General features: G+C 70.7%; 23 protein-coding genes. 20 read left to right on the forward strand and 3 right to left on the reverse strand.

Going from position 1 to position 25,697, the window contains the following annotated elements; translation table 11 throughout:
• Positions 1-110: 110 nt before the first annotated feature.
• Positions 111-713, forward strand: a complete 603-nt coding sequence (locus tag LX16_RS15745) for a 50S ribosomal protein L25/general stress protein Ctc (RefSeq protein WP_147139562.1) — start codon at positions 111-113, stop codon at positions 711-713.
• Between the two features lie 8 nt (positions 714-721).
• The gene (gene pth / locus LX16_RS15750; protein ID WP_147139564.1) at positions 722-1,327 is read left to right on the forward strand and encodes an aminoacyl-tRNA hydrolase; all 606 of its coding nucleotides are present in this window, start codon (positions 722-724) and stop codon (positions 1,325-1,327) included.
• Between the two features lie 40 nt (positions 1,328-1,367).
• Here pth and LX16_RS15755 read toward each other — a convergent pair whose 3' ends face one another.
• Positions 1,368-1,802 carry a hypothetical protein gene (locus LX16_RS15755; RefSeq protein ID WP_147139566.1) on the reverse strand — a complete coding sequence of 145 codons (435 nt, stop codon included), beginning with the start codon at positions 1,800-1,802 and terminating at the stop codon, positions 1,368-1,370.
• 241 nt (positions 1,803-2,043) lie between these two features.
• Between LX16_RS15755 and LX16_RS15760 the strand changes: the two genes are divergently transcribed.
• From LX16_RS15760 to rho, 11 genes are all read left to right on the forward strand, one after another.
• Positions 2,044-3,504: a sugar transferase gene (locus tag LX16_RS15760; RefSeq protein ID WP_244615839.1), complete on the forward strand. Its 1,461-nt coding sequence runs from the start codon at positions 2,044-2,046 to the stop codon at positions 3,502-3,504.
• A 19-nt stretch (positions 3,505-3,523) separates the two neighbouring features.
• The gene (locus tag LX16_RS15765) at positions 3,524-4,294 is read left to right on the forward strand and encodes a 3'(2'),5'-bisphosphate nucleotidase CysQ (protein ID WP_147139567.1); all 771 of its coding nucleotides are present in this window, start codon (positions 3,524-3,526) and stop codon (positions 4,292-4,294) included.
• Positions 4,284-5,231, forward strand: a complete 948-nt coding sequence (cysD, locus tag LX16_RS15770; protein WP_147139570.1) for a sulfate adenylyltransferase subunit CysD — start codon at positions 4,284-4,286, stop codon at positions 5,229-5,231. The genes LX16_RS15765 and cysD overlap by 11 nt, the downstream gene beginning before the upstream one ends.
• 55 nt (positions 5,232-5,286) lie before the next feature.
• Positions 5,287-6,552, forward strand: coding sequence for a sulfate adenylyltransferase subunit CysN (gene cysN, locus LX16_RS15775; protein WP_147139572.1), 1,266 nt, complete (start codon positions 5,287-5,289; stop codon positions 6,550-6,552).
• Positions 6,553-6,934: 382 nt separating this feature from the next.
• Entirely contained in the window at positions 6,935-8,923 is a 1,989-nt protein-coding gene (locus LX16_RS15780) for a TPM domain-containing protein (RefSeq protein ID WP_147139574.1), read from the forward strand.
• Positions 8,924-9,021: 98 nt separating this feature from the next.
• Positions 9,022-9,735: a PspA/IM30 family protein gene (locus LX16_RS15785; RefSeq protein WP_147139576.1), complete on the forward strand. Its 714-nt coding sequence runs from the start codon at positions 9,022-9,024 to the stop codon at positions 9,733-9,735.
• A gap of 754 nt (positions 9,736-10,489) precedes the next feature.
• Positions 10,490-11,350, forward strand: coding sequence for an SPFH domain-containing protein (locus tag LX16_RS15790; RefSeq protein ID WP_147139579.1), 861 nt, complete (start codon positions 10,490-10,492; stop codon positions 11,348-11,350).
• The gene (locus tag LX16_RS15795; protein WP_147139581.1) at positions 11,350-11,541 is read left to right on the forward strand and encodes a type II toxin-antitoxin system antitoxin; all 192 of its coding nucleotides are present in this window, start codon (positions 11,350-11,352) and stop codon (positions 11,539-11,541) included. Before LX16_RS15790 ends, LX16_RS15795 begins: the two co-directional genes overlap by 1 nt.
• Before the next feature lie 70 nt (positions 11,542-11,611).
• Positions 11,612-12,244: an HAAS signaling domain-containing protein gene (locus tag LX16_RS15800; RefSeq protein WP_147139583.1), complete on the forward strand. Its 633-nt coding sequence runs from the start codon at positions 11,612-11,614 to the stop codon at positions 12,242-12,244.
• 54 nt (positions 12,245-12,298) lie between these two features.
• The gene (thrB, locus tag LX16_RS15805) at positions 12,299-13,168 is read left to right on the forward strand and encodes a homoserine kinase (protein WP_147139585.1); all 870 of its coding nucleotides are present in this window, start codon (positions 12,299-12,301) and stop codon (positions 13,166-13,168) included.
• Between the two features lie 343 nt (positions 13,169-13,511).
• The gene (gene rho / locus LX16_RS15810) at positions 13,512-15,398 is read left to right on the forward strand and encodes a transcription termination factor Rho (protein WP_244615841.1); all 1,887 of its coding nucleotides are present in this window, start codon (positions 13,512-13,514) and stop codon (positions 15,396-15,398) included.
• 141 nt (positions 15,399-15,539) lie between these two features.
• Here the strand turns inward: rho and LX16_RS15815 are convergent, their stop codons facing one another.
• Positions 15,540-16,013: a VOC family protein gene (locus LX16_RS15815; RefSeq protein ID WP_147139586.1), complete on the reverse strand. Its 474-nt coding sequence runs from the start codon at positions 16,011-16,013 to the stop codon at positions 15,540-15,542.
• Between the two features lie 235 nt (positions 16,014-16,248).
• Here LX16_RS15815 and LX16_RS15820 point away from each other — a divergent pair, with 235 nt between their 5' ends.
• The 3 genes from LX16_RS15820 (at position 16,249) to prfA (ending at position 21,179) form a co-directional block, all read left to right on the forward strand.
• Entirely contained in the window at positions 16,249-19,590 is a 3,342-nt protein-coding gene (locus tag LX16_RS15820) for a phosphodiester glycosidase family protein (protein ID WP_158645623.1), read from the forward strand.
• 157 nt (positions 19,591-19,747) lie between these two features.
• Complete coding sequence (rpmE, locus tag LX16_RS15825; protein ID WP_147139590.1) at positions 19,748-19,972, forward strand: 50S ribosomal protein L31; 225 nt, start codon at positions 19,748-19,750, stop codon at positions 19,970-19,972.
• A 106-nt stretch (positions 19,973-20,078) separates the two neighbouring features.
• Positions 20,079-21,179, forward strand: a complete 1,101-nt coding sequence (prfA, locus tag LX16_RS15830) for a peptide chain release factor 1 (protein ID WP_147139593.1) — start codon at positions 20,079-20,081, stop codon at positions 21,177-21,179.
• Between the two features lie 180 nt (positions 21,180-21,359).
• Here the strand turns inward: prfA and LX16_RS15835 are convergent, their stop codons facing one another.
• Entirely contained in the window at positions 21,360-22,883 is a 1,524-nt protein-coding gene (locus tag LX16_RS15835) for a GGDEF domain-containing protein (RefSeq protein ID WP_147139595.1), read from the reverse strand.
• 146 nt (positions 22,884-23,029) lie between these two features.
• Here LX16_RS15835 and prmC point away from each other — a divergent pair, with 146 nt between their 5' ends.
• The 4 genes from prmC (at position 23,030) to LX16_RS15855 (ending at position 25,660) form a co-directional block, all read left to right on the forward strand.
• The gene (gene prmC, locus LX16_RS15840; RefSeq protein WP_147139597.1) at positions 23,030-23,905 is read left to right on the forward strand and encodes a peptide chain release factor N(5)-glutamine methyltransferase; all 876 of its coding nucleotides are present in this window, start codon (positions 23,030-23,032) and stop codon (positions 23,903-23,905) included.
• Positions 23,906-23,974: 69 nt separating this feature from the next.
• Positions 23,975-24,628 (forward strand): L-threonylcarbamoyladenylate synthase, encoded by a 654-nt coding sequence (locus LX16_RS15845; protein WP_147139599.1) that lies wholly within the window; start codon positions 23,975-23,977, stop codon positions 24,626-24,628.
• The gene (locus tag LX16_RS15850) at positions 24,628-25,212 is read left to right on the forward strand and encodes an arsenate reductase/protein-tyrosine-phosphatase family protein (RefSeq protein ID WP_147139601.1); all 585 of its coding nucleotides are present in this window, start codon (positions 24,628-24,630) and stop codon (positions 25,210-25,212) included. The genes LX16_RS15845 and LX16_RS15850 overlap by 1 nt, the downstream gene beginning before the upstream one ends.
• Positions 25,213-25,255: 43 nt before the next feature.
• On the forward strand, positions 25,256-25,660 hold the full coding sequence (locus tag LX16_RS15855) for a hypothetical protein (RefSeq protein WP_147139603.1): 405 nt from the start codon (positions 25,256-25,258) through the stop codon (positions 25,658-25,660).
• Positions 25,661-25,697 lie beyond the last annotated feature (37 nt).

The following is a 25,697-nucleotide window of genomic DNA, read 5'->3' on the forward strand; positions in this document are numbered from 1 at the left end:
TCGATCGGCGCCGTGATCGACGCGGGTCTCGAGGTAGTCGGCCTTCCGGCGCCCCGCGCACGCGCCGAGCGCCTTACATCCTTTTCTCACGAAAGTAATGGAGCGTTTCCGTGTCCGAGGTCCGTATCAGCGCCGAGCCCCGTACTGAGTTCGGCAAGGGTGGCGCGCGCCGTACGCGCCGGGCAGGGAAGATCCCCGCCGTGTTGTACGGTCACGGCGAGAAGCCGAAGCACGTCGCACTGCCCTCGCTGGAGTTCACCAACCTCATCCGCCGAGGCGGCATGAACCAACTCATGACCGTCGAGATCAGCGACGGAACCCGTGAGCTCGCCCTGCCCAAGGCGTTGCAGCGGGACCCGATCAAGGACACCATCGACCACGTCGACCTGCTGCTGGTGCGTCGCGGCGAGACGGTGACCGTCGAGGTGAAGGTCACCCACACCGGTGAGCACGAGAAGGGTGGCCTGCTGGTCACCGAGAACGACTCGATCACCGTCGAGGCCGACGCCACCGCCATCCCCGAAGAGGTCGAGCTGTCGATCGAGGGCCTGGCCGTCGGCGAGAACAAGACCGTCGCCGACCTGCGGCTGCCCAGCGGTGTCAAGCTGGTCACCGACCCCGAGACCGTCCTGGTCACCCTGACCGTTCCGCGTGCCGAGGCCGCCGCGGACGCCGGTGAGGAGACCGAGGACGCCGCGGAAGCCGGCGAGTAGCCGATCCCATGGCCGAGGCTGCTTTCCTGGTGGTCGGCCTGGGCAATCCCGGTCCCAAGTACGCGGGCAACCGCCACAACGTGGGTTTCATGGTCGTCGATCTGCTTGCGAGGCGGATCGGCGACCTCGCCGGTTCCGGGGCGGTCAAGTGGAGTCGGCACTCCAAGGCCCGCGCCGAGGTGTACGAGGGCAGGGTCGCCCCGGGTGGCCCGCGGTTGATCCTCGTGAAGCCGCTGACGTACATGAACCTCGCCGGGCAGGCGGTGGGGCCGCTCGCGGTGTTCTACAAGATCCCCAACGCGCAGGTGATCGCGGTCCACGACGAGTTGGACCTGCCGTACGGGGTGCTCAGGCTCAAGTCCGGCGGCGGCGAAGGCGGCCACAATGGACTCAAGTCGATGACCCAGGCGCTCGGCGGCCGTGACTACCTGCGGGTGCGATTCGGCATCGGCAGGCCCCCCGGACGTATGGACCCGGCGGCGTTCGTGCTGAGGGACTTCGACACCCCGGAACGCGCCGAGCTGCCGCTGTTCACCGAACTCGCCGCCGACGCGGTCGAGGAAGTCGTCACGACCGGGCTCACCCCCGCCCAGAACCGCTTCCACGCGCGCTGACCCGACGGCGCCCGCCCGTCCGCCGGGCGCGGTCGTGCGGTCAGGCCGGTCCCGTGATGGTGCCGGTGTCGCGGTGGTACCGGTAGATCTCGATCCCGTGTTCCCACTCGGGGGTCATCACGACGTCGCGGGCGAGCACGTCGCCCAGTTCCCGCATGAACCCGAGGACCCCCGAGACCCCGGCCGCGTCGGTCACCGCCGGGCTCGACGAGACGATCAGCTCGTCCTCGAAGTACCAGACGGTGAGCCCGCCGTGGGCGTCGCTCTCGGCGACGGCGTGATCCTCGCGGACGTCGACCTCGGAGTGGGTGGCGGGGACGACCCGCCGGCCGTGGGGCGGACGCCAGGCGGTGGGCCGTTCACGGAGGTGTGAGAGCAGGGCGTCCCAGTCGCCGGCCGCCATGTCCCCGACGACCATGTGAAGCGGCGTGTCGTCCTGAGCGAGCCAGGGATGCGCGTCGATGTCGTCCGGCATGTCGCCATCCTGCCGTGGCCGGCCCCGACCGCGACGTGCGGTCTCGCACCGTTCGCGATGGACGGTCCCGGCCGGCTGCCTCCGTCACGGTCCGGCATCGCCGGATTTCGGTTACCATCCCGTTACACATGTCGTCCGTGTGCCGTTATATCGGTGGCGGCTCAATGCATCCGGTGACTGGGACGGTGCGGGTGGGGCCGCATCGGGGTGTGAGTGGACGGCGTCGTCGGGAGGGATTCTTGTGGAGGCAACACGGCTGCGTGGTGGGGTGGAGCCGGGACTCGCCAGGCACCGCGGTGGTCCGCCCGAATGGCAGTCCCGTTACGTCGCCGGCCTGGTGGTCGCGGACGTCCTGGCCGCCGTGTTGGGGGCCGCGGCCGGTTTCCTCGCCCGGTTCGGCGAGGTCTCCGTCCACAATCAGGTCTACGTGTACACGCTCGCGCTGCTTCCCGCGTGCTGGCTGCTCACCCTCGCGCTCAACGGCGGATACGAACCCAGGCACCTGTTCGTCGGCACCGCCGAGTACCAGCGGGTCGTGCGGGCCGGCATCGCCGTGACCGCGACGGTCGCGTTGATCTCCTACGCCCTGCTGTTGCCGACCTCGCGCATCTACGTGCTGATCGCCCTGCCGGTCACCGTCGCCGCGACCGTGCTGCTGCGGTTCGGTCGCCGGCGGTGGCTCCACACCGTACGGGCGCGGGGCCGCTGCGTCCGGCGGGTCGTCCTGGTAGGACACGAGGGGCCGGTCGCGGCGCTGACCCATCAGTTGCGCAGGGAGCACTTCCACGGTCTCCACGTGGTGGGGGCGTGCCTGCCCGGTGGCCGCGCGACCGGGCCGTTGCTGGACTACCACGCCGACGTGTACGGCGACCTGGACTCGGTGGGGCACGCGGTGCGGGTCGCCCGGGCCGACACCGTCATCGTCCTGTCCTGCCCGGAGCTGGACGGCGCCGCGCTGCGCCGCATGGCCTGGCAGCTCGAACGCGGCGACATCGACCTCATCCTGGCCAGCGCGTTGGTGGACATCGCCGGCGCCCGCACCTCGATCCGGCCCGTCGACGGCCTGCCCATGCTCCACCTCGAACACGCCCGGCTCTCCGGCACCCGCCGGCTCGTGAAGGAGGGCTTCGACAGGGCGGGAGCGGCGTTGCTGCTGACGGCGTTGGCGCCGGTGATGCTGGCGATCGGTTGGCTGGTGCGGCGGTCGTCGCCGGGGGGCGCACTGTTCTCGCAGGTACGGATCGGACGGGACGGACGGCCGTTCACGATCTGGAAGTTCCGCACGATGTACATCGATGCCGAGGCCAGGCGCGTCGAGTTGTCCCACCTGAACGAGTCCGACTCGGTGTTGTTCAAGATCCGGGACGATCCGCGGGTGACGCCGATCGGTCGCCGGCTGAGGCGGCTCTCGCTCGACGAGCTCCCGCAACTGTGGAACGTGTTGCGGGGTGACATGTCCCTGGTGGGGCCGCGTCCGCCGTTGCCGTCGGAGGTCGCCGCGTACCCCGACGACGTGCGGCGACGGCTGGCGGTGAAGCCCGGCCTGACCGGCCTGTGGCAGATATCCGGCCGTTCCGACCTGCCGTGGGAGGAGGCGGTGCGCCTCGACCTGCGATACGTCGAGCACTGGTCGCTCTCACTGGACCTGGTCATCCTCGCCCGCACCCTCACCGCCGTGTTGCGATCCTCTGGGGCGTACTGATTCGGCTAGGTTGACGTCCATGTGGAATCACACCGTCGCGGACGACGCCGGACTCGCCCGGCACCTGGCCGGGGAGACCGGGCGGGAACTGTTGGCACTGCGCGAGAAGCTGGGCTTCGGCGACTCGGCGCAGCTGCGCCGCGAGGGGGACCTGCGCGGCAACGAGATCATCCTGGCGGCCCTCGCCGAGGCCCGGCCCGGCGACGCCGTCCTGTCCGAGGAGGGCGAGGGCGAGAACGGCCGCAGCGGTACGGCCCGGCTGGACGCCGCCCGGGTGTGGATCGTCGATCCGCTCGACGGCACCAGGGAATTCGGTGAATCGGGCCGTACCGACTGGGCGGTGCACGTGGCGTTGTGGGCCGACGGTGACCTCGCCGTGGGAGCCGTGGCGCTTCCCGCCCAGTCGGCCGTGCTGGTCAGCGACCGGCCACCGGTACCGGCGCCGCGTTCCGGCCCGATCCGCATCGCGGTGAGCCGCAGCCGCCCGCCCGCGTTCCTCGACGCCCTCGCCGTGGAACTGGACGCCGAACTGGTCCCGATCGGCTCCGCCGGAGCCAAGGTCTCGGCCGTGGTCTTGGGTAAGGTGGACGCTTACGTGCACGCCGGAGGCCAGTACGAATGGGATTCGGCGGCGCCGGTGGCCGTCGCCCGGGCGAGCGGCCTGTTCACCTCGCGGATCAACGGCGATCCGCTCACCTACAACAACCCCGATCCCCGGCTGGACGACCTGCTCGTGTGCCGAAGCGAACTGGCGCAGCCGATACTGGCCGCGATAGCCGATGCCCGGTGAGGATGTACGGCGACCGAAAGGAGTGACAGTGACTTCCCCTGACTATCGAGTCAGCCATCTGGACGCGTTGGAATCCGAGAGCGTGTTCATTTTCCGCGAGGTGGTCGCCACCTGTGCGCGTCCGGTACTGCTGTTCTCCGGCGGTAAGGACTCCATCGTCATGCTTCACCTGGCGGCCAAGGCATTCGCGCCCGCGCCCATCCCGTTCCCGGTGCTGCACGTCGACACCGGACACAACTTCCCCGAGGTGCTGGACTTCCGGGACGCGTACGTCTCCCGGCTCGGGGTCGAACTGCTCGTCGCGTCGGTGGAGGAGGGCATCAACTCGGGCCTGGTCACCGAACCGCCGGACGGCGTCCGCAACCGGATCCAGACGCCGGTGCTGCTCGACGCCGTGGAGAAGTACCGGTTCGACGCGCTGTTCGGCGGCGCCCGCCGCGACGAGGAGAAGGCCCGCGCCAAGGAACGGGTGTTCTCGTTCCGCGACGAGTTCGGGCAGTGGGACCCGAAGAACCAGCGCCCCGAGCTGTGGTCGCTGTACAACGGGCGCACCCACCCGGGCGAGTCGATCCGGGTGTTCCCGCTGTCGAACTGGACCGAACTCGACATCTGGAACTACATCGCCGCGCAACGCGTCGAGCTGCCGTCGATCTACTTCGCGCATTCGCGGGAGGTCGTGGAGCGGGACGGGATGCTCTACGGCGTCAACGAGTTCATCCGGTTGCGCGACGACGAGACCTCCGAGACCCGCACCGTGCGGTACCGCACCGTGGGCGACGCGTCCTGCACCGCGGCCGTCCCCTCGGAGGCCGCGACGATCGCGGAGGTGATCGCCGAGGTCGCCGCCACCCGCGTCACCGAGCGCGGCGCGACCCGTGGCGACGACCGGGTCAGCGAGGCCGCCATGGAGGACCGCAAGCGGGAGGGCTACTTCTGATGTGCCGCGCGAGAACCCGCCACCACACCGTTCCGGCGACCCCTGAGAGGCATCGATGAGCGACACCACCGAGCTGCTGCGGTTCGCGACCGCCGGAAGCGTCGACGACGGGAAGTCCACTCTGATCGGACGGCTCCTGTACGACACCAAGAGCCTGTTCGACGACCAGTGGGACGCGGTGGAGACCGTCAGCCGGGCACGCGGCGACGAGTACACCGACCTGGCGTTGCTGACCGACGGGCTGCGCGCCGAACGGGAACAGGGCATCACGATCGACGTGGCGTACCGCTACTTCGCGACGCCGCGCCGCAAGTTCATCATCGCCGACACGCCCGGCCACATCCAGTACACGCGGAACATGGTGACCGGCGCGTCGACCGCCGACCTGGCGCTGATCCTGGTGGACGCCCGCAAGGGACTGGTCGAGCAGTCGCGGCGGCACGCCTTCCTGTGCTCGCTGCTGCGGGTGCCGCACCTGGTGCTGTGCGTCAACAAGATGGACCTGGTGGACTACTCGCAGGAGGTGTTCGACCGGATCGCCGCCGAGTTCACCGCCTTCGCGACGAAGCTCGACATCCCGGACCTGACGATCATCCCGATCTCGGCGCTGGAGGGCGACAACGTCGTGTCCCGGTCACCGCGCATGGCCTGGTACGAGGGGACGTCACTGCTGCACCACCTGGAGAACGTCCACATCGCGTCCGACCGGAACCTGGTCGACGTGCGTTTCCCGGTGCAGTACGTGATCCGGCCGCACTCCAACTCCAACCACGACTACCGGGGATACGCCGGGCAGGTCGCCTCGGGCGTCATGAAACCCGGCGACGAGGTGATGGTGCTGCCCAGCGGCTTCACCACCACGATCGCCTCCATCGAGACTGCGGACGGTCCGGTGGCCGAGGCGTTCCCGCCGATGTCGGTGACGGTGCGGCTCACCGACGAGCTCGACGTGTCCCGGGGTGACCTGATCTGCCGTCCCAACAACCGGCCGGAGGTCGCGCAGGACGTCGAGGCGATGATCTGCTGGATGGACGAGAAGCAGCCGTTGCAGCGCGGCCGCAAGTACGCCATCGCGCACACCACCAGGTCGGCGCGGACCATGGTCAAGGAGTTGCACTACCGGCTCGACGTCAACACGCTCCACCGCGACGAGGGCGCCGACTCGCTCACACTCAACGAGATCGGGCGGGTCCGGTTGCGGACCACGCTGCCGTTGCTGTGCGACGAGTACCGCCGCAACCGCGCCACCGGCGGGTTCATCATCATCGACGAGGCCACCAACCGGACGGTCGGTGCGGGGATAGTCGTCGAGGCGGCGTGACACCGGCCCCGCCTCGCGTGGCGCGCGGGCGGGGCCGGTGAATCCGTACCGGGCACGGTCCTCGGTGTCGGGTCGCGCGTCTCGGGGGGGCGGGCGCCCGGCCGGCGGGAGGTCCGGCCGGGCGCCCGCGGGTGCGTCCGGCGGCGCGGCTCCGAGAGTCCGCGCCGACCGGTCAACAGGAGAAGCGGAAAGCCGGTCCTCTAAGTGATACGGCAGACCGGGCCGGTCGGTGTCGCACCGGCTGTCCGTTTCGGGGTGTTCTGTCGCTGACCCGACAGTCCGGGTGGTGATGGGGTTACCCGCCGAAACACCGGTGGCGCCGGTCGGGCGTTGTTACCGTCATCCCTGCGGGAGTGTGTCCGCAGTGGGGGGAGGGGTGGCGATGTCACGGTTCGCCGCGGCGGTCGCCGCGACGGCGGCGGCAGGGGTGTTGTTGACACCGGTGTCCGCCGTCGCCGACGACCCGGTACGCCTCTCGCCCGGACAGGTCACCGACCGGGCCGGTGTTTTGGGGGAGCGGGAATCCGAGGTGGTCACCGCGCTCGACGACCTGAGCTCCGACCAGGGCGTGCAGTTGTTCGTCGTGTACGTGTCCGGGTTCTCCGGAACCCCGCCGCAGGAGTGGGCCGACCGGACCGCGATCGACAACGGACTCGGCCGCAGCGACGCGCTGCTGGCCGTCGCGGTCGCCGACCGGCAGTACGCGGTCTCCGTCGACGAGGGATTCCCGTTGTCGGACGCCGAACTCGACGAGGTGGCGCAGGTCGCGATCGAGCCGGCACTACGGGAGAACGACTGGGCGGGCGCGGCCGTGGGGGCCGCGCGGGGATACGACGCCGCGCTCTCGGGTGAACCGATCCCGGCGGTGTCGGTGCGTCCGGGCGAACCCGTGAGCGACTCCGGAGGCACCGCCGCCTGGTGGCTGCTCGGCGCGCTGCTCGTGGTCGCGGCCCTGCTGGCGTTGTGGTGGTGGCGCCGTCGCGGCCGCGCCCGCCGCGAGGCCCCGGCCGAACGGCCCGCGTTGGCACTCCCCGACCTCGACAAGGCCGCGAGCCGGATGCTGCTGGAGACCGACGACGCGGTACGCACCAGCGAACAGGAACTCGGATTCGCCGTCGCCGAGTTCGGTGAGGAGTCCGCCGCGCGGTTCTCCGAGACCCTCACCGTCGCCAAACGGGAACTCCACGACGCCTTCCTCATCCGGCAGCGGCTCGACGACTCCGAACCGGAGGACGAGCCGACGCGCCGCCGGATGCTGGACGAGATCATCGAACGCTGCAAGCGGGCGAACGCGCGCCTGGACGCCGTCGCCGCCGACTTCGACCGGCTGCGGGACGTGGTGGCCAGGGCACCGGAGGCGGTGGAGGCGTTGGACGGCAACGTCACCCGGGTCGGGGAACGGCTGACGACCGCCCGCGCCACCGCCGAGCGGCTCGCCTCGGAGTACCCGGCCTCGGCGACCCAGGGCGTCGACGGCAACGTCGGTGCGGCGGCCGACCGGCTCGACTTCGCCGGGAAGCAGGCCACCGCCGCGCGCGCCTCCATCACCGAGGACGCGACGGGCCGCGCGGCGGTGCTGATCCGGGCGGGGGAGGAGGCGGTCGCCCAGGCGGAGCAGTTGCTCACCGCGATCGAACGACGCGACGGCGAACTCCGGCAGGCCGCCGCCGGACTGCCCGGCCTGCTCGCGGAGGTCGACAAGGACGTCGCGGAGGCCGAGGCCGCCGGGGAGTCCGCGAACCGGGAGGGCCTGGCACAGGCGGCGGCCGCCGCGCGCAGCACCGCCGAGTCGGTGCGGATGGAGCAGTCGAGCGGTCGCCTCGACCCGCTCGCGGCGACACGTCGCCTGGAGGAGGCCGACGAGGCGTTGGACACGGCTCTGGCCGACCTGCGTGACGCCCGTGCCCGTCGTCGTCGCGCGGCGGCGCAACTGGACCAGGTGTCGTTGAGCGCGGCCAGCGCGGTCGAGGCCGCCGAGGACTTCGTCAACACCAACCGGGGAGGCGTCGCGACGGCCGCGCGCACCCGGCTCGCCGAGGCCAGGAACCTGCTGGACCGGTCCCGTGCCACCGCCGAGACGGACCCGGTGTCGGCGCTGGCGGACGCGCAGCGCGCCGCGCGACTCGCCGACGAGGCGGCCAGGTTGGCGCAACGCGACGTCGAGGGCTTCTACCGGACGACGCCGGGCGGTTTCACCGGGGGCGGTTTCGGGGGAGGCGGTGGTTCGGCGGGTGCGGTGCTGGGCGGGATCCTGATCGGCGGACTGCTGGGTGGCGGTCGTGGCGGCCGGATGGGCGGCGGGCCGATGGTGCCGGGCAGTTTCGGTGGTGGTGGCACCCGTGGCAGGCGCGGGGCGGGCGGCCGGTTCTGAACCCGGCGGACCCGCGATCGCCTACCGTGATTGTGCGCCGGTGGACGGCGGAACGGGACGACTCGGCGGGCGGCCGAGCTGACGGGGGAGGCAGTCGGATGACCAAGCAATCGATCTTCGGCAGGGTGGCGCAGTTGGCGAGGGCCAACATCAACGCGATGCTGGACTCCGCCGAGGACCCCGGCAAGATGATCGACCAGCTCATCCGCGACTACCGCGACAACATCGCCGAGGCGGAGCAGTCGATCGCGCAGACCATCGGCAACCTGCGGTTGATGGAGGACGACCACCGCGAGGACGTCGAGGCGGCGGGGGAGTGGGGGAACAAGGCCGCCGCCGCCAGCGACAAGGCGGAGGAGTTCAAGCGGGACGGCCGCACGGCCGACGCGGAGAAGTTCGACCGGCTGGCGCGGGTGGCGTTGGGCAAGCAGATCGACGCGGAGCAGCGCGCCGCGCAGACGGAGCCGGCGATCCGGTCGCAGCAGGAGATCGTGGACAGGCTGAAGGACGGTCTGGCCAAGATGAAGGACAAGCTCGGCGAGCTGCAGTCCAAACGCGACAGTCTGGTGGCGCGTCAGAAGACGGCGCAGGCGCAGACGCAGGTGCAGGAGGCGATGAAGAGCGTCAGCATCCTCGACCCGACGAGCGAGATCGGCCGGTTCGAGGAGAAGGTGCGACGCCAGGAGGCGCAGGTCCGCGGTGCGCAGGAGTTGGCGGACTCGTCGCTGGACGCCCAGTTCGAACAACTGGACGACATGTCCCAGGAGGCCGATGTGGAGGCCAGGCTCGCGGCCCTGAAGTCGGGCGGCTGACCGACCGCGCACGATCGGCCCGTAGGAGGGCGAGTGCCGGGGCGGCGCGGTTCGGGGCCGTGGGCCGGGATCGGGTGCGACGGAGCGATTAACGGTGTTTCGGTTTCGGTTTCGGCGTGGCCCGGTGCCCGGTTTCCGCCCTCTGTCGGCGCGTTGACGTGGGCGCCGGTGCCGATGCGGACGGCACCGCCCGGTTCGCCCGGCACCGCCCCGCGCCCCTGGTTCCGCCCCGTCGCCCGTCGTGTCTCGCCGCGACCTGAAGGCCCGCTGAATAACCACTTGACCACACCCGGTGACGCCGACATGCTTGACCTGCGTCAAGGGTGGCTTGTCCCCCGGTTCGGGGTGGGGTGGGTCCGGGGATCGTTTCCGGACGGGGCTTCCGGCGCTGGTGTGGTGACGCCGGTGCGGGTCCGAGACGTCTTCGGGGCGCGGTGGTGGTGACGCCGAGGTCGGGGAGCGGGTCCGGTGTTGTGGAGCCGTTCCGGGCGGTCTGCGGTGATCGGCGCGCCGGCCGGTTCGTCCGCCCGACGTTCCGGGGCCGGTGTGGTCGCGTCGCGTGGAGCCGGTGCCGACCGATCCACCGTGTGCCCGTCGCGCCGCCGCGAACGCGGCGTCGTTCACCCGTCGGCGAGCGCGGTGACTCGTGTCGGCGTTCGCCGCACGGTCGTCCGGCAGGACGTCCGCTCGGGCTGTTTGCCGCCGCCGTATATCTTGGTGATATCACTTCAATATCCCCTCGAAAGGCGCTCCCATGAACCGCCGAGCCCCCCGGATCTCCGGATTCGTCGTTCTGCTCGTCCTGGTCGTATGGCTGGTCGCGGCGTTCCTGCTCTTCATCAACCTCGACGGGACGGCCCGCAACATCGTGCTCGCCTCCGGTGTGGCCGGCGGCGTGCTGCTCATCCTGCCGTTCACCGGCATGATGGTCATCAACCCCAACGAGGCCAAGGTCGTCCAGTTCTTCGGCCGCTACGTCGGAACCGTGGACAGCCCCGGGTTCTGGTGCACGTGGCCCCTCACCGCCAGCCAGACCGTCAGCCTGCGCGTCCGCAACTTCGAGACCGCCGAGGCCAAGGTCAACGACGCCGACGGCAATCCGGTCGAGATCGCCGCGGTGATCGTGTGGCGCGTCGTCGACTCGGCCCAGGCGGTGTTCTCGGTGGACAGTTACCAGTCCTACGTGGCGATCCAGTCGGAGTCGGCGCTGCGGCACATGGCCACCTGCTACCCCTACGACTCCCACGACACCGACCGGATGAGCCTCCGCGACGGCGCGCAGGTGGCCGAGGAACTGACCCAGGAACTGCGGGAACGGGTCAACACCGCCGGTATCGAGATCGTCGAGACCCGGATCACCCACCTCGCCTACGCCCCCGAGATCGCCCAGGCGATGCTGCGCCGCCAGCAGGCCAACGCGGTGGTCGCGGCGCGCCTGAAGATCGTCGAGGGCGCGGTCGGCATGGTGCAGCTCGCCCTGGACCAGCTCGCCGCCGCCGACGTCGTCCACCTCGACGAGGAACGGAAGGCGGCGATGGTCTCCAACCTGCTCGTGGTCCTGTGCTCCGACCAGTCGACGCAGCCGGTCGTCAACACCGGTTCGCTCTACAACTGATGCCCGACCGTAAACACGTCCTGCTCCGGCTCGATCCGGCGGTCCACGAGGCACTCGCCAAGTGGGCCGCCGACGACCTGCGGTCCGTCAACGCGCAGATCGAATACGCGTTGCGGCTCGCGCTGAAACAGGCCGGACGTGACCCCAGGCGCCGGGATTCGGACGGCGCCGCCCCGCCCGGCGACGGATAGGATCGGAAGCCATGGATCCATTCGCCCGCCGCGACTCCCGCGCCGGGTGACGGGAACGAGGGACGGCGACGTGACCCACCCGATCGACGACTACCTGGCCGGTGTCGAACGCCGGCTCCCCGGCAGCCGCCGGATGCGCGCGGAGGTCGTCGCCGAGCTGCGGGACGGGCTGCTCACCGCCGTCGAGGAACGCGGCGAGGACGAGCTGCCCCGCATCCTCGACGAGTTCGGCAGTCCCGCCCGGGTCGCGGCGGGCTTCGGTCCCGAGCTGCGGCTCGGCCTGGTCCGGCGCGGCGCGGCGCAGATCCTCGCCGTGCTGTTCGCCACCGGCGTCGCCTGGCGGTGTTTCGAGACGGTGTGGGGCACTCCGGACAGTACGATCCCCACCGGCTGGACCCGGCCGGTGTTCCTGGCCGCGACCGGCGTGATCGAGATCGCACCAGTGGTGGCGCAACTCGCCGCACTGGCGTGCCTGGGCGTCGTCCTGATCGCCGGGCCGGGCCGGTTGCTGCACGCCGCGGCGGTGGTCACATCGGTCGGCGTCGTGGGTTTCGGACTGGGCGCCCTGGCCATCTGCGTCACCGTGGCCGCACCGCACCGGCTGGAGACGATCGGCCTGGGGATCCCGTTGGCGCTGCTCACGGTCGGGTTGGCGCGCCGTGCCCATCGCCTCGCCGCCGACGCCCGTGCGGCACGTGGATGACGCGGTGCCGCGAGCGGTGTCCGGTCCGGGGCCGACGGGGGTAAGGTGACGCGCGTGACTCGCTTCGCGACCGAGCCGGTGACCGTCCGGGTGCCCGCCACGTCGGCCAATCTCGGTGCCGGTTTCGACTGCCTGGGTCTCGCCCTGTCGATGTACGACGAGGTCACCGCCGAGGTCACCACGGGTGAGACCGTGGTGACTGTGGAGGGTGAGGGTTCGGGCCGTCTCGCGGTCGACGAGTCCCATCTCGTGGTGGCGAGTCTGCGCGCCGCGTGTGACGCCTTCGGTGTCGCCGCACCGAATGTCAGGCTTCGGTGTCGCAACGCGATCCCGCAGGCGCGGGGCCTCGGCTCCTCGTCGGCGGCCATAGTGGCGGGTGTGTCACTCGCGGCGGAACTGCTCGCCGACGTCACTGTGGACCCGCGGGTGCTGCTGCGGGTCGCCGCGGAGTTGGAGGGCCACCCCGACAACGTGGCGCCGTGCCTGCTGGGCGGCTTCACCGTCGCCTGGACCGGAGACGACGGCGCCCACGCGGTACGGATGGACCCGGCCGCCGGGATCGCTCCGGTCGTGTACCTGCCCGCCGGGCAGGGCTTCACGTCCCAGGCGCGCGCCGCGCTGCCGGGCAGGGTGCCGCACACCGACGCGGTGTTCAACCTGTCCCGTGCCGCGCTGGCGGTACACGCGTTCACGACCGACCCGTCGCTGTTGTTGGCCGCGACGGACGACCGGCTCCACCAGCGCTACCGCGGCGAGGTGATGCCGCGCACTCTGGAGCTCGTCGAACACCTGCGCGAAGCGGGGATCCCGGCGGCCGTCTCCGGCGCCGGCCCCAGTGTCCTGGCGTTCGGGCAGCTCACAGCCCCGCCGGACGGTTTCACCGTCGTCGAACTGGGTGTTTCGGAGGGGGTGACCCGGCTATGACACGCCACCCCAGGTGTTGCCGTCGTGGCGATCATTGATTATGCTGTGTAGCAATACAGCCGCGACGCAACCAGCGCGCGCCTGATCTCTTCCGGGGTTGACAGCTCCGATCCCTGTATTCACGCCAAGACTGTGGGAATGCACTTCAGGACCTCTTCTGGCGGGTTCGCCCGAGAATTTCCGGTCGAACGTCCGATCATGACACCGAGTACAGGGACACTGTCCTTCTTCAGTGATCACGTGTGCCGCACGCAGCTACGAGACTCCAGCGATCTGCCGCCGGGGCCTCCAAAACCCGAAGCCGTGCCACGGAAAAGCACGGCAGGTCGAGGGAAGGAAACCATTGAGCGAGACCACCGACATCGCGTCGGAGACCACCGGCATTCGGCGGCGGCGAAGCGGCAGCGGTCTGGCATCCATGCTGATGCCCGAATTGCAACAACTGGCCAATTCACTGGGAATCACCAGCATCGGCCGGATGCGCAAGAGTGAACTGATCACCGCCATTCAGGCACGCCAGGCCAGTGGCGCCTCTCAGTCGGCCGAGGCCGGCAAGAGCCAGGAGCCGGCCGCCCGGGACGAAAAACCCGCCACCCCCGTAGCGGAGCCCGAGGCCGAGACCACGAAGACCCGCCGGGCCACCCGCCCGGCCGGACCGCCGCAACCGCGTCGTTCCACGGTCGTCGCCGCCGAGTCCGACACCGGTGCCACCGCCACGGCGACCGTCGCCGTGGAGGACAGGGATTCCGGTGAGGCCACGGCGGAGCGGACGGAACGCCGTCGCGAACGCACCCGCCGCACGGCCGACGCCGACACCGGCAAGGCCGAGCGCGGCGAACAGCAGCGCGACCGCCAGGCCGGCGACTCCCGCGACCGCCAGGCCGGCGATTCGCGTGACCGCCAGTCCGGTGGCCGTGAGCGGCGCGACAGCCGCAACGACAACCAGACCGACGAGGACGGTCGGCGTCGGAACCGCCGTCACCGCGACCGGGACCGCCGCGGCGGGAACCGCAGTGGCAGTGGCAGCGGCGGCGGAGGCGGCCGTGAGCGCAGCGAACCGCAGGTCGGCGACGACGACGTCCTGGTGCCCGTCGCCGGGATCGTCGACATCCTCGACAACTACGCGTTCCTGCGCACCACCGGCTACCTCGCCGGCCCGACCGACGTGTACGTGTCGATGTCGCAGGTCCGCAAGTACGGCCTGCGCCGGGGCGACGCCGTCACCGGAATGGTGAAGGCGCCCAAGGACAACGAGGACGGCGGCGGAAGCGGTAAGCGGCGCGAGAAGTACAACCCGCTGATCCAGCTCGACACCGTCAACGGCACCGAGCCGGACCAGGCCCGCAAGCGCCCGGACTTCTACAAGCTGACCCCGCTGTACCCACAGCAGAGGCTCCGCCTGGAGACCGAGTCGCACCTGCTGACCACCCGGGTCATCGACCTGGTGGCGCCGATCGGCAAGGGGCAGCGCGCGTTGATCGTGTCGCCGCCCAAGGCCGGTAAGACGATGGTCATGCAGGCGATCGCCAACGCGATCACGACGAACAACCCCGAGTGCCACCTGATGGTCGTGCTGGTGGACGAACGGCCCGAAGAGGTCACCGACATGCAGCGGTCGGTCAAGGGCGAGGTCATCTCCTCCACCTTCGACCGTCACCCGTCGGACCACACCACCGTCGCGGAACTCTCCATCGAGCGCGCCAAGCGCCTGGTGGAGCTGGGACACGACGTGGTGGTGCTGCTGGACGGCATCACCCGCCTGGGTCGGGCGTACAACAACGCCACGCCCGCCAGCGGACGCATCATGTCCGGTGGTATCGACGCGACGGCGCTCTACCCGCCCAAGCGTTTCCTGGGTGCCGCCCGCAACATCGAGAACGGCGGCTCGCTGACCATCATCGCCACGGCGCTGGTGGAGACCGGGTCGATGGGTGACACGGTCATCTTCGAGGAGTTCAAGGGCACCGGTAACTCGGAGCTCAAGCTGGACCGCAAGCTCGCGGACAAGCGGACGTACCCGGCGGTCGACGTGCACCAGTCGTCGACACGTCGTGACGACCTCATGATGGGCGCCGACGAGGCCGCCATCATGTTGAAGCTGCGCCGCGTGCTGGGGTCGCTGGATCCGCAGCAGGCCATCGAGTTGCTGCTCGACCAGTTGAAGAAGAACAAGACCAACGCGGAGTTCCTGTTGCAGATCGCCAAGACCACCCCCGGTGGCAACGACTGACGACACCGCGACACGTCGACGCGAAACGGGCGGCCCCCACCAGGGCCGCCCGTTTCACGTCCGGGTCGGACAGCGGGTCAGTGTGCGCGAACACGTAGCGTGGCGGTGATTTCGCCCGGCCGACCGTGTCGGTCGCCACCGTCAGCCCGCCGGCGATCCTGCGGTGGCCGGTGGGACGGTGTCGGTGAGCATGTCCAGGTAGTGCCGGTTGTACATGACGCCCAGGACGTTGCCGAACGGGTCGATCACGGAGGCGGTCACGAATCCCTCGCCGTGTTCGGTGATCGGTCGGTGCGCGGTGGCGCCGTGCGCGAGCAGCCGGTCCAGGCTGCCGGGCAGGTCGTCCACGTGCCAGTGCATGACCGCGCCGCCGGGCTCCCGGCTCTCCCAGGGCGGGGCGTAGCGGCGGTCGATGACGCCCAGTTCGGCCTGGCGGTCGCCGATGCGGAACTCGGCGTAGACGAGCCGGTCGTCGGGGGCGCGGCGGGTGAAGTAGGCGGGGAATCCGAGCACCCGGGCGTACCAGCCGGCCGCCTCGGCGACGTCGTCGGCCCAGATGTTGAGTGTGGCGAAGCCGCGCAGTCGTACCGGCGCGGGCGTGGTCGGTTCGGTCATGTCCGTGACGTTAGCGGTCATCGAGGACGATTACGGTCCTCGATCGCGACGGTCGCGGGGCCGATCCGGAACGCCGGTGACAGCGGCGCCGGCGCGTCCGTGGAGGTGGCCGGGTGGGGCTCGTGGCAACCGTTTTCGCGGAGTTCGCCTTCAGTACTCCGCGAGCCCTTGTAGAAAACCTTTAGGTGCGGTTGAATACGGGCACTCCTGCCCACGACTGCCCCAGGGAGCTCAGGTGTCACAACCCCGCCGCCCGTACGGCCGCGCCGGAGCCACCGTGCTCGCGGTGATCGCGCCCGTCCTACTGTGGCCGCCCGGCGCAGCCGCCGACAGCCAGGTCACCGAGGCCGTGGAGACCGACCGGACCACCACCCCGATCGCCACCGGCGTCACCCTCGACTCCTTCGACCGCTGGAGCGCCGACGGATGGCTGCGCGCCGACGCGCTCACCGTCGACCTGTCCACCGGCGCCACCGTCGACTACCTGTCACCCGGCACGGTCAGCGACACCGCACCGATCTCCGAACAGGTCCAGGCGCGTCCCGAGGCCGTCGCCGCCGTCAACGGCGACTTCTTCGACATCAACGACACCGGAGCACCCAACGGCGTCGCCGTCTCCGACGGGGAACTGGTCAAGTCCGGCAACTCCGGACGCGGCAACGCCGTCGCCATCGACCCCGCCGGTTTCGGCGCGATCCTGCAGGTCGACTTCGAGGGCACCGTCACCCTCCCCGGCGGCGAACACGACCTCGCGGCCCTCAACACCAACACGCTCCCGAACGGCGCCATCGGTGAGTACACCTCGCTGTGGGGATCGGCCGACCGGTCGCGAGTCGTGGACGGCGCCGCCGAGACCTTCGAGGTGACCGTCACCGACGGCGTGGTCACCGCCGTCTCCGAGACCCCGGGCAAGGGACCCATCGACGCCGACTCCTTCGTCCTCATAGGACGCGAGGCCGGCGCCGACACGCTGAGCACACTCCGGGTCGGCGACCCCGTGACCGCCGAGTACTCGCCCCGCACCTCGGACGACTCCGCACTGCGCACCGCCGTGGGGGGCAACCAACTTCTCGTCGTGGACGGCGAGATCCAGTCCCACCCCGACGACGGCCAGGCGGCCCGCGCGGCCGTCGGCTTCTCCGCCGACGGCACCGTCATGTACCTGATGACCGTGGACGGCAAGCAGGCGAACTCGGCGGGGATCACGGTGCCGCAGATGGCCGAACTGATGGCCGAACTGGGTGCCCACAACGCCCTGAACATCGACGGTGGTGGATCCGCCACCATGCTGGCCCGTAAACCGGGCGACTCGGAGCCGACCATTGTGAACAGCCCGTCCGACGGGAGCGAACGACCCGTCGCCAACGGCCTGGCCGTCAGTGTCCCTGCCGGCTCGGGAACCCCGACCGGGTACCGGGTGGAACCGGCCATGCCCACCCCCGACGCCCCCACCGATGCGCCCCTCGCCGACGGCCGCACCGACCGGGTCTTCCCCGGCCTCACCCGGCAACTCACCGCCACCGGATACGACGAGACCTACGCACCCGCCGACGGCGACCCGCGCTGGTCGACCACTCACCGCAAGACCGGCCGCGTCGACCACGACGGCACCTTCACCGGCGTCAGACCCGGCGTCACCACGGTGAAGGCGACCTCCGGCGACGCCCACGGCGACATCGACATGACCGTGCTCGGTGAACTGTGCCGCATCGACTCCGCGACCGACCGGGTCGGACTTCCCGACGCCGGCGCGACCGGGCGGTTCGGGCTGGTCGGATACGACGCCGCCGGATACACCGCGCCCATCGACCCGGCGGACGTGACACTCGAATACGACACCGCGCTGCTCGACATCACCACGGGCCCCGCCGGATTCACGGTCACCGCCACCACCGACTCCGTCGCGACACTCGTGACCGCCAGGGCCGGCGGACAGGAGACCGTCATCCCCGTCACCGTCGGACTCGAACAACGCACCGTCGCCGAGTTCGAGGACGCCGCCGACTGGACCTTCTCGGCGGCCCGCGCCACCGGATCGCTCCAACCCGTGCCCGGCCGCACCGGCGACGCCCTCGGCATGAGCTACGACTTCACGCAGTCCACCGCGACCCGCGCCGCCTACGCCGCGCCCCCGCAGCTCGTCCCGGTCCCCGGCCAGCCCCAGTCGTTCAGCGTGTGGATCGAGGGCAGCGCCAACGGCGAATGGCCCACCCTGCACTTCATCGACGGAAACGGCGCGACACTGCTGCTGCGCAGCGACTACGTCACCTGGGAGGGCTGGCGGCAGGTCACCTTCACGGTGCCCTCCGGCACGGTGTTCCCCCTGTCGCTGCGGCGCATCTACTTCGCCGAGGTCGACCCGACCGCCTCCTACCACGGGCGGATCGCCTTCGACGACCTCGTCGCCAACGTCCCGCCGGACGTCGACGTACCCGCCGAACCCACCCCGACCGACTCGATCTACACCTCCTCGGTCGCCGGAAGCGACTGGCGGTTCGCCGTCATGTCCGACGCCCAGTTCGTCGCCGCCGACCCCGACAGCGACATCGTCGCCTCCGCCCGCCGCACCCTCGCCGAGATCAAGGCCGCCGAACCCGACTTCCTCATCGTCAACGGCGACCTCGTCGACGAGGGCAGCCCCGCCGACCTCGCCTTCGCCCGGCAGCTCCTCACCGAGGAACTGGGCGACGACCTGCCCTGGTACTACGTGCCGGGCAACCACGAGGTGATGGGCGGGAAGATCGACAACTTCGTCGACGAGTTCGGGCCCGCCTACGCCACCTTCGACCACGAGGGCACCAGGTTCATCACCCTCGACACCAGCTCACTGAACCTGCGCGGCGGCGGCTACCCGCAGCTCGCCATGTTCCGCGAGCAGTTGGACGCCGCGGCCGCCGACGACGCCGTGGACTCGGTGGTCGTGGTGGCGCACGTCCCGCCGCGCGACCCGCTGCCGCAGGCCGGCAGCCAACTCGGTGACCGCAAGGACGCCCAGGTCGTGGAGGACTGGCTCGGCGAGTTCACCGCCACCACCGGGAAGGGCGCCGGCTTCGTCGGCAGCCACGTCGGGGTGTTCCACGCCTCCACCGTCGACGGCGTCCCGTACGTCATCAACGGCAACTCGGGCAAGGGACCGGCGGCGGGACCCGAACTCGGCGGTTTCATCGGCTGGAGCGAGTTCGGCGTCGACCGGATCGGCGACCGCGAACAACGGCAGCGGCGGGACAACCCCTACGCCGCCGGGCCGCAGGACTGGCTGTCCGTCGCCACCCACGTGCAACTGGACTCGCTCGCGCTCGCCGCGCCGGAGACCGTCGCGGTCGGCGACACCGTCGCCGTCACACCGACACTCGTGCAGCAGGGCGAGACCATGCCGGTCGGGTACCCGATGAGCGCCGACTGGTCCGCCTCCGAGGGCGTCCACGTCGGCACCGACGCGCCACAGGGCAGGAGGTACCGTGCCTGGTTCAACCCGGACACGGGTGAGCTCACCGGCCTGCGCCACGGCGAGATCGTCCTCACCGTCACCGTGAACGGGGTCACCGAGACCGTGACCGTGGAGGTGACCCGGCGCTGATCGCCTCACCACCGGTGGCGGTGCTCACCACGCCTGACGGCGGGGGGAATACCGCCACCGGTTAGGATGTTTCGTTGGCCGACCGGCCCACCTGCGACAACCGGTACCGGTTCACGCCCTGTGGGGGGCGACCCGGCGACCGAGAAACGAGGAGATCATGAAAGCCGACATCCACCCGACCTACGTGCCCACCGAAGTGACCTGCTCGTGCGGCAACAGCTTCACGACCCGCAGCACCGTCGAGAGCGGACGTATCCACGTGGAGACCTGCAACGTCTGCCACCCGTTCTACACGGGCAAGCAGCGCATCCTCGACACCGGTGGCCGCGTGGCGCGCTTCCAGAAGAAGTACGCCAAGGTGCAGGCCGACAAGGGCAAGTAGCTCGCGTGGACGGCACCCGGCCCCGTACGGACACCGTGCGGGCCGGGTGCCGTCTTTCATTGTCCGAGTCCGTCCCGTGCCCGTCGTACCCGAAAGAAGCCCCACCATGAGCAAAGCCACCGACTCGCACCGCCTGGTGGTTCTGTTGGCGGAACACTCCGAACTGGAGAAGCAACTCGCCGACCCGTCCATCCACGCCGACGCCGGGCTCGCCAAACGGGTGGGACGCCGGTACGCGGAACTGTCCCCGATCGCGGCCACCAACGCCGAACTCGCCCAGGTCCGGGAGGACCTGGACGCGGCGGCCGAACTCGCCGCCGACGACCCCGACTTCGCCGCCGAGGCCGAAGCTCTCCGTGCCCGCATCCCCGAACTGGAGGAGAAGCTCGCCGAACTGCTCCTGCCGCGCGACCCCGACGACTCCCGTGACGTGATCGTCGAGATCAAGGCCGGGGAGGGCGGCGAGGAGTCCGCGCTGTTCGCGGGCGACCTGCTGCGCATGTACCTGCGGTACGCCGAGAAGCACGGCTGGAACGCCGAGGTCATCGACTCCCAGGAGTCCGACATGGGCGGCGTCAAGGACGTGTCGTTGGCCGTCAAGACCAAGGGCGCGCCCGAGGGCGGGCACGGCGTGTGGTCCCGCATGAAGTTCGAGGGCGGCGTCCACCGCGTGCAGCGGGTACCGGCGACCGAGTCACAGGGACGGATCCACACCTCCGCGGCGGGCGTGCTGGTACTGCCCGAGGCCGAGGAGGTCGACGTCGAGATCAACACGAACGACCTGCGCATCGACGTGTACCGCTCGTCGGGGCCCGGCGGCCAGTCCGTCAACACGACCGACTCGGCGGTCCGGATCACCCACATCCCCACCGGGATCGTGGCCTCCTGCCAGAACGAGAAGTCCCAGTTGCAGAACAAGGAGCAGGCGCTGCGGATCCTGCGCGCCCGGCTGCTCGCCGTCAAACAGGAGGAGGCGGACGCCGCCGCCGGTGCCGCCCGCAAGTCACAGGTCAGGACGGTCGACAGGTCGGAGCGGGTACGCACGTACAACTACCCGCAGAACCGGGTCACCGATCACCGCATCGGCTACACCGCGCACAACCTCGACCAGGTGATGCAGGGCGACATGGACGGTGTGCTCGACGCGCTGGCGGCCGCCGAACGGCAGGCCCGACTGGAGGGCAACACCGAGGGCCTGTCCCGCTGACGTCCCACTCCTCCTCTTCTCCGCTTGGTCCCCGCCGGGTGGCGCTTGGTCCCGGCCGGGTGGCCGCAATGTGCCCGTTTCGTGCTCACCTGAGGTGAATGTCCGGATCTGGCCGGGACCAGGCGCGCAACCGCGGGGACCAAGCGGAATCAGTGAGTCGGTGAGGGGAGCGGCGTCGGGTCAGGTGGTGGCGCGGCGGGCCTGTTTGGCCTTGCGCATCGCCTCGTCGGCGATGCTGAACGCGCCCGTCACGCCCTGCGGTCCCGAACCGGCGGCGACCTCCGCCCAACCGATAGACGCCGTCAGGTCCGTGCCCGGCACCAGTGAATCCCAGTCCTCGTTGTGCAGTGCCTCGGTGATGCGCCGTCCGATCTCGGGTGTGTCGGCCAACGGCGTCCCCTGCAACACCAGGACGAACTCGTCACCGCCGTAACGGGCGACGAAGTCACCCCGGCGCATCACCCGCATCAACGCGCCCGCCGTCCGCTGCAACACGGTGTCGCCCGACAGGTGCCCGTGCATCGTGTTGATCCGCGTGAACCCGTCCAGGCCGAGCACCGCCAGCACCGCCGGTTCGCCCCGCGCCGCGAGGTCGTCGACGTAATCCTGGAGATGCCTGCGGTTGGGCAGCCCGGTCAACGGGTCGGTGAGCGAGTGGTCGGCGTAGGTCGCGACCCGCCGCCGCAGGTCCTCGTGGTCCAACCGGGTCGCGACACCGTCCACGAACAGCCGCCTGACCTGGTCGTTCACCCTGCCGTGAATCGCGAACGCCTCCCGGTCGGCCTGATACGCCGCCGTGAAGTCGCCCTCGGCGACGTGGCTCAACGCCCGCAACCGGGGGGCCTCCGCCGCGCCCAGTACCGCCGCCGTGGACGTCGCCTGGCCGAGCCGACGACGCGCCTGTTCCGCGTCCCCGGCGGCGATGGCCTGGCAGATCCGGCCGAAATGCCGCAGGTCCGCCGACCACGCGTCGTTGCTGCCCGCCGCCAGGCACCGTCGTGTGTGGACCGGAGCGGTCTGCCCCAGCAGTTCCAGCCGGGCGGCCGCGTAACCGATCCACGGAAGATCCATCCGTGCCACACCCGGCAGCCCGTCCTCGTGCGGCGCGAGCCGGTTCGCGTTCGACAACAACGCGCGAAGCACCCGGACGCACCCGTCGGTGTCGCCCCGATGGTCGAGGGACAGGCCGTGCCGCACCTGCACCTCCGGCGCCGACATCTGCCAGCCCAGTCCGGCCGCATTGGCGACCTCCCTGGTCTGGGCGGCGGCGTGCGCGGCGTGGTCGTGGAAACCGATGTAGGAGAACACCACGGCGAGGTTGTGCCAGGCGATCGCGGCCTGCATGTCCGGCCGCTCCACCTTCGCCAACGCGCGGGTGCTCCGCACCAGGTGCGTCACGCAGCGGTCGAGTGACCCGTCGGCGTGCGCCGTGAACGCCGCGAGGGCGTGGAAGCCACCCAGCGCCGTCGGGTCGCCGAACGCCCGAACCGCGGCGAACGCCTGGTCGACGGTCGCGGCGTACTCGGTGGAACGTTCGAGGTTGATGACGGCCGCCAACCGCAGCAGCAGCGCCCACGCCCGCTCGCCCGAGCTCACCGAGTCGGCGGCTATCGCGTCGGCGGCGACGATGGCGGCACGGGGATTCCCCGAGGAGAGCAGCAGCCGCGCGTCGGTGAGCCGGTCGGTCACTGTGTTGGTGGACACGCCTCACCTCGCTGGTTCTGTTGTCGCCGCTCGTGACAGGGTGGCATGCCGACGCCAGTCGGCGTACCTGACGTCGCAAGATAAAGCATGCCTTATCGGATGCCGATCCGGCCATGTGGGACGAGGCGTCGTACGGGGAGGAAGTGATGCGGGTGGACGAGAAGGACTGGCGGGAACTGGTGCGTGAGGCCGCCGACCGGCTCACCGCGGCCGGGGTCGACTCCGCCCGGGTCGACGCCGAATGGCTGGCCTGCGAGGTCGCCGGGGTCGACCGCGCCCGGTTGGCGTTCGCGCCGCCGCCCGGCCCCGACGCGGTCCGGCGGTTCCGCGACATGGTGGCCGCGCGCGCCGCCCGCCGGCCGCTGCAACACGTCATCGGCACCGCGCCGTTCTGGCGCCGGGACCTGGCGGTCGGGCAGGGCGTGTTCATTCCCCGTCCCGAGACCGAACTCCTCGTCGAATGGGCACTGCCCCGGCTCGCGGGCACGAGACGACCCGTCGTGGTGGACCTGTGCGCCGGGTCGGGGGCGTTGGCGTCGGCGGTCATGACGGAACGGTCCGACGCACGGGTGTTCGCCGTCGAGGCCGAACCCGCCGCGCTCCACTGGCTGCGCCGCAACCTGGCCGTCGGCGCCGAGGTGGTCGAGGGCGACGCGACCTCCCCGGAGACGCTGCGGGAACTCGACGGGCGCGTCGACCTGGTACTGACGAACCCGCCCTACGTCCCCGAGGGGACGCCGGTGTCACCGGAGGTCGCCGCCGACCCGGCCACGGCGGTCTTCGGCGGTCCCGACGGACTCGACGTCATCCGGCCGCTGGTGCACCGCGTGGCCGCACTGCTGCGCCCCGGCGGGAACGTCGCGATCGAACACGACGACACCCACGGCGAGGCGGTGCCCGCACTGCTGGTCGCGGCGGGCCTCGACGACGTGGTCGCGCACCGCGACCTGTCCGGCCGCCCCCGGTTCGCCACCGCCCGCCGCGCAGGGGACCCCGGCGGACCGGCCGGTCCCACCGCGTGATCCCGCCGCCGACGGCACCGGCCACGCCGGGGACGTGGGCCGTCGCGGCGGGGGATAGCCTTGTGTGCCGTGAGGCTCTATGACTGCCGTAAGACCAGCGAACGCGACACCGGCCTGAAGGCCGCCGTGTCGGCGGTGCGGGCCGGCGACCTCGTGGTTCTCCCCACCGACACGGTGTACGGCCTGGGCGCCGACGCCTTCAAGTCCTGGTCGGTGGAGGCGCTGCTGCGGACGAAGAACCGAGGCCGGGACATGGCGCCGCCGGTGCTGGTGGGTTCCCGCAAGATGCTCGACGGCCTGACCATCTCGGTGCCCGACATGGTCCAGGACCTGGTGGCCGCGTTCTGGCCGGGACCGCTTACCGTGGTGATGGACTACTCGCCGACCCTCCAGTGGGACCTCGGCGACACCGACGGGACCGTGGCGGTCAGGATGCCGCTGCACCCGGTCGCGATCGAGCTGTTGAACGAGACCGGTCCCATGGCGGTGTCCTCCGCGAACAAGACCGGCCGCCCCCCGGCCGCCACCGCCGCCGACGCCAAGGAGCAACTCGGCTACGCCGTCAGCGTCTACCTGGAGGCCGGGCCGTCCCCCGACACCGCCCCCAGCACGATCGTCGACTGCACCGGGGACGTTCCGGTGGTGCTGCGCGAGGGCGCGCTGTCACTGGAGCGGCTCCGGCACGTCATCCCCGCGACCGTCGGCGCCCGGGACGAGGTGTGATGCCGCCGTTCTCGGTCCTGCACGTGTGCCTGGGCAACATCTGCCGTTCTCCGATGGCGGAGCGGTTGCTGGCGTTGCGGGTCTCCGAACGCGCCGGTGAGGACGCCGCCGACCTGATCCTCAGCCAGTCGTGCGGCATCGGGACGTGGCACACCGGGCAGCGGATGAACGGTCCCGCCGCACGGGAGTTGCGCGGCCGGGGCGGCTCGGACTCCGGGTTCCGCGCGCGTCACATGTCACGCGAGCACGTCGAGACCGCCGACGTCATCCTCACCGCGACCGGCGAACAGGTCGAGTACGTCGCCGCCGAGTTCCCCGACGCGCTGGCGCGCACCTTCCTGGTCCGCCACTTCGGACGGTTGGCCGAGGCGATGACCGACGACGAACTGCCCGACAGCGACGGCTCCCCGGAGGCCGTGTACGCCCGGGGCCTCGCGATGGTCGCGTTGGCCGACGCCCGCCGCGACACCGTGGAGGCCCTGGAACTGGACGACCCGTGGGGAGAGTCACCCGAGGTGTTCCGCCGGATCGGCGACGAGATCGACGAGGCACTGCGGCCGTTCGTCGTGCGGTTGCTGTCGTGACGGCACCCTCCCGCACACGGCGTGGTGTGTCACGATGGTCGGCGTGAAGACGTCCAAGCTGACCCTCATCCGGCCCGCGTTGCTGGCATGCGCGGCGGCCGTGGTGCCGGTCGGGATCGCCGGAGCCGTCTGGCAGGGGGTCGCGGGCGCGCTCGGTGCCGTCGCCGGTGTGGCCCTGGTCGCCGTCGGATTCGTCGGTTCCTGGATGTTCACCGCCTGGGCCGAACAACTGGGGTTGCGCCTGGTGTTCGCGGCCGGAGTCATGGGATACATCGGGAAGATCGGTCTCGTGGCGGCGGCGTTCCTGGTGGCGTCGCGCACCGGTTGGAGCGGCATGATGCCTATGGCGATGGCCACGATCGTCGGCATTGTGGCGGTGCTTACGGTATTGATGATCTGGGCCGCGCGGATGCGACTTCCCCTACTGCGACCGGAAGATAGCCTATAGTCACAATTGGGGCATTCCGTCACCCCGTGCCTGGAAG

The organism is Stackebrandtia albiflava, assembly GCF_007994225.1.
Taxonomy (GTDB): Bacteria; Actinomycetota; Actinomycetes; order Mycobacteriales; family Micromonosporaceae; genus Stackebrandtia; species Stackebrandtia albiflava.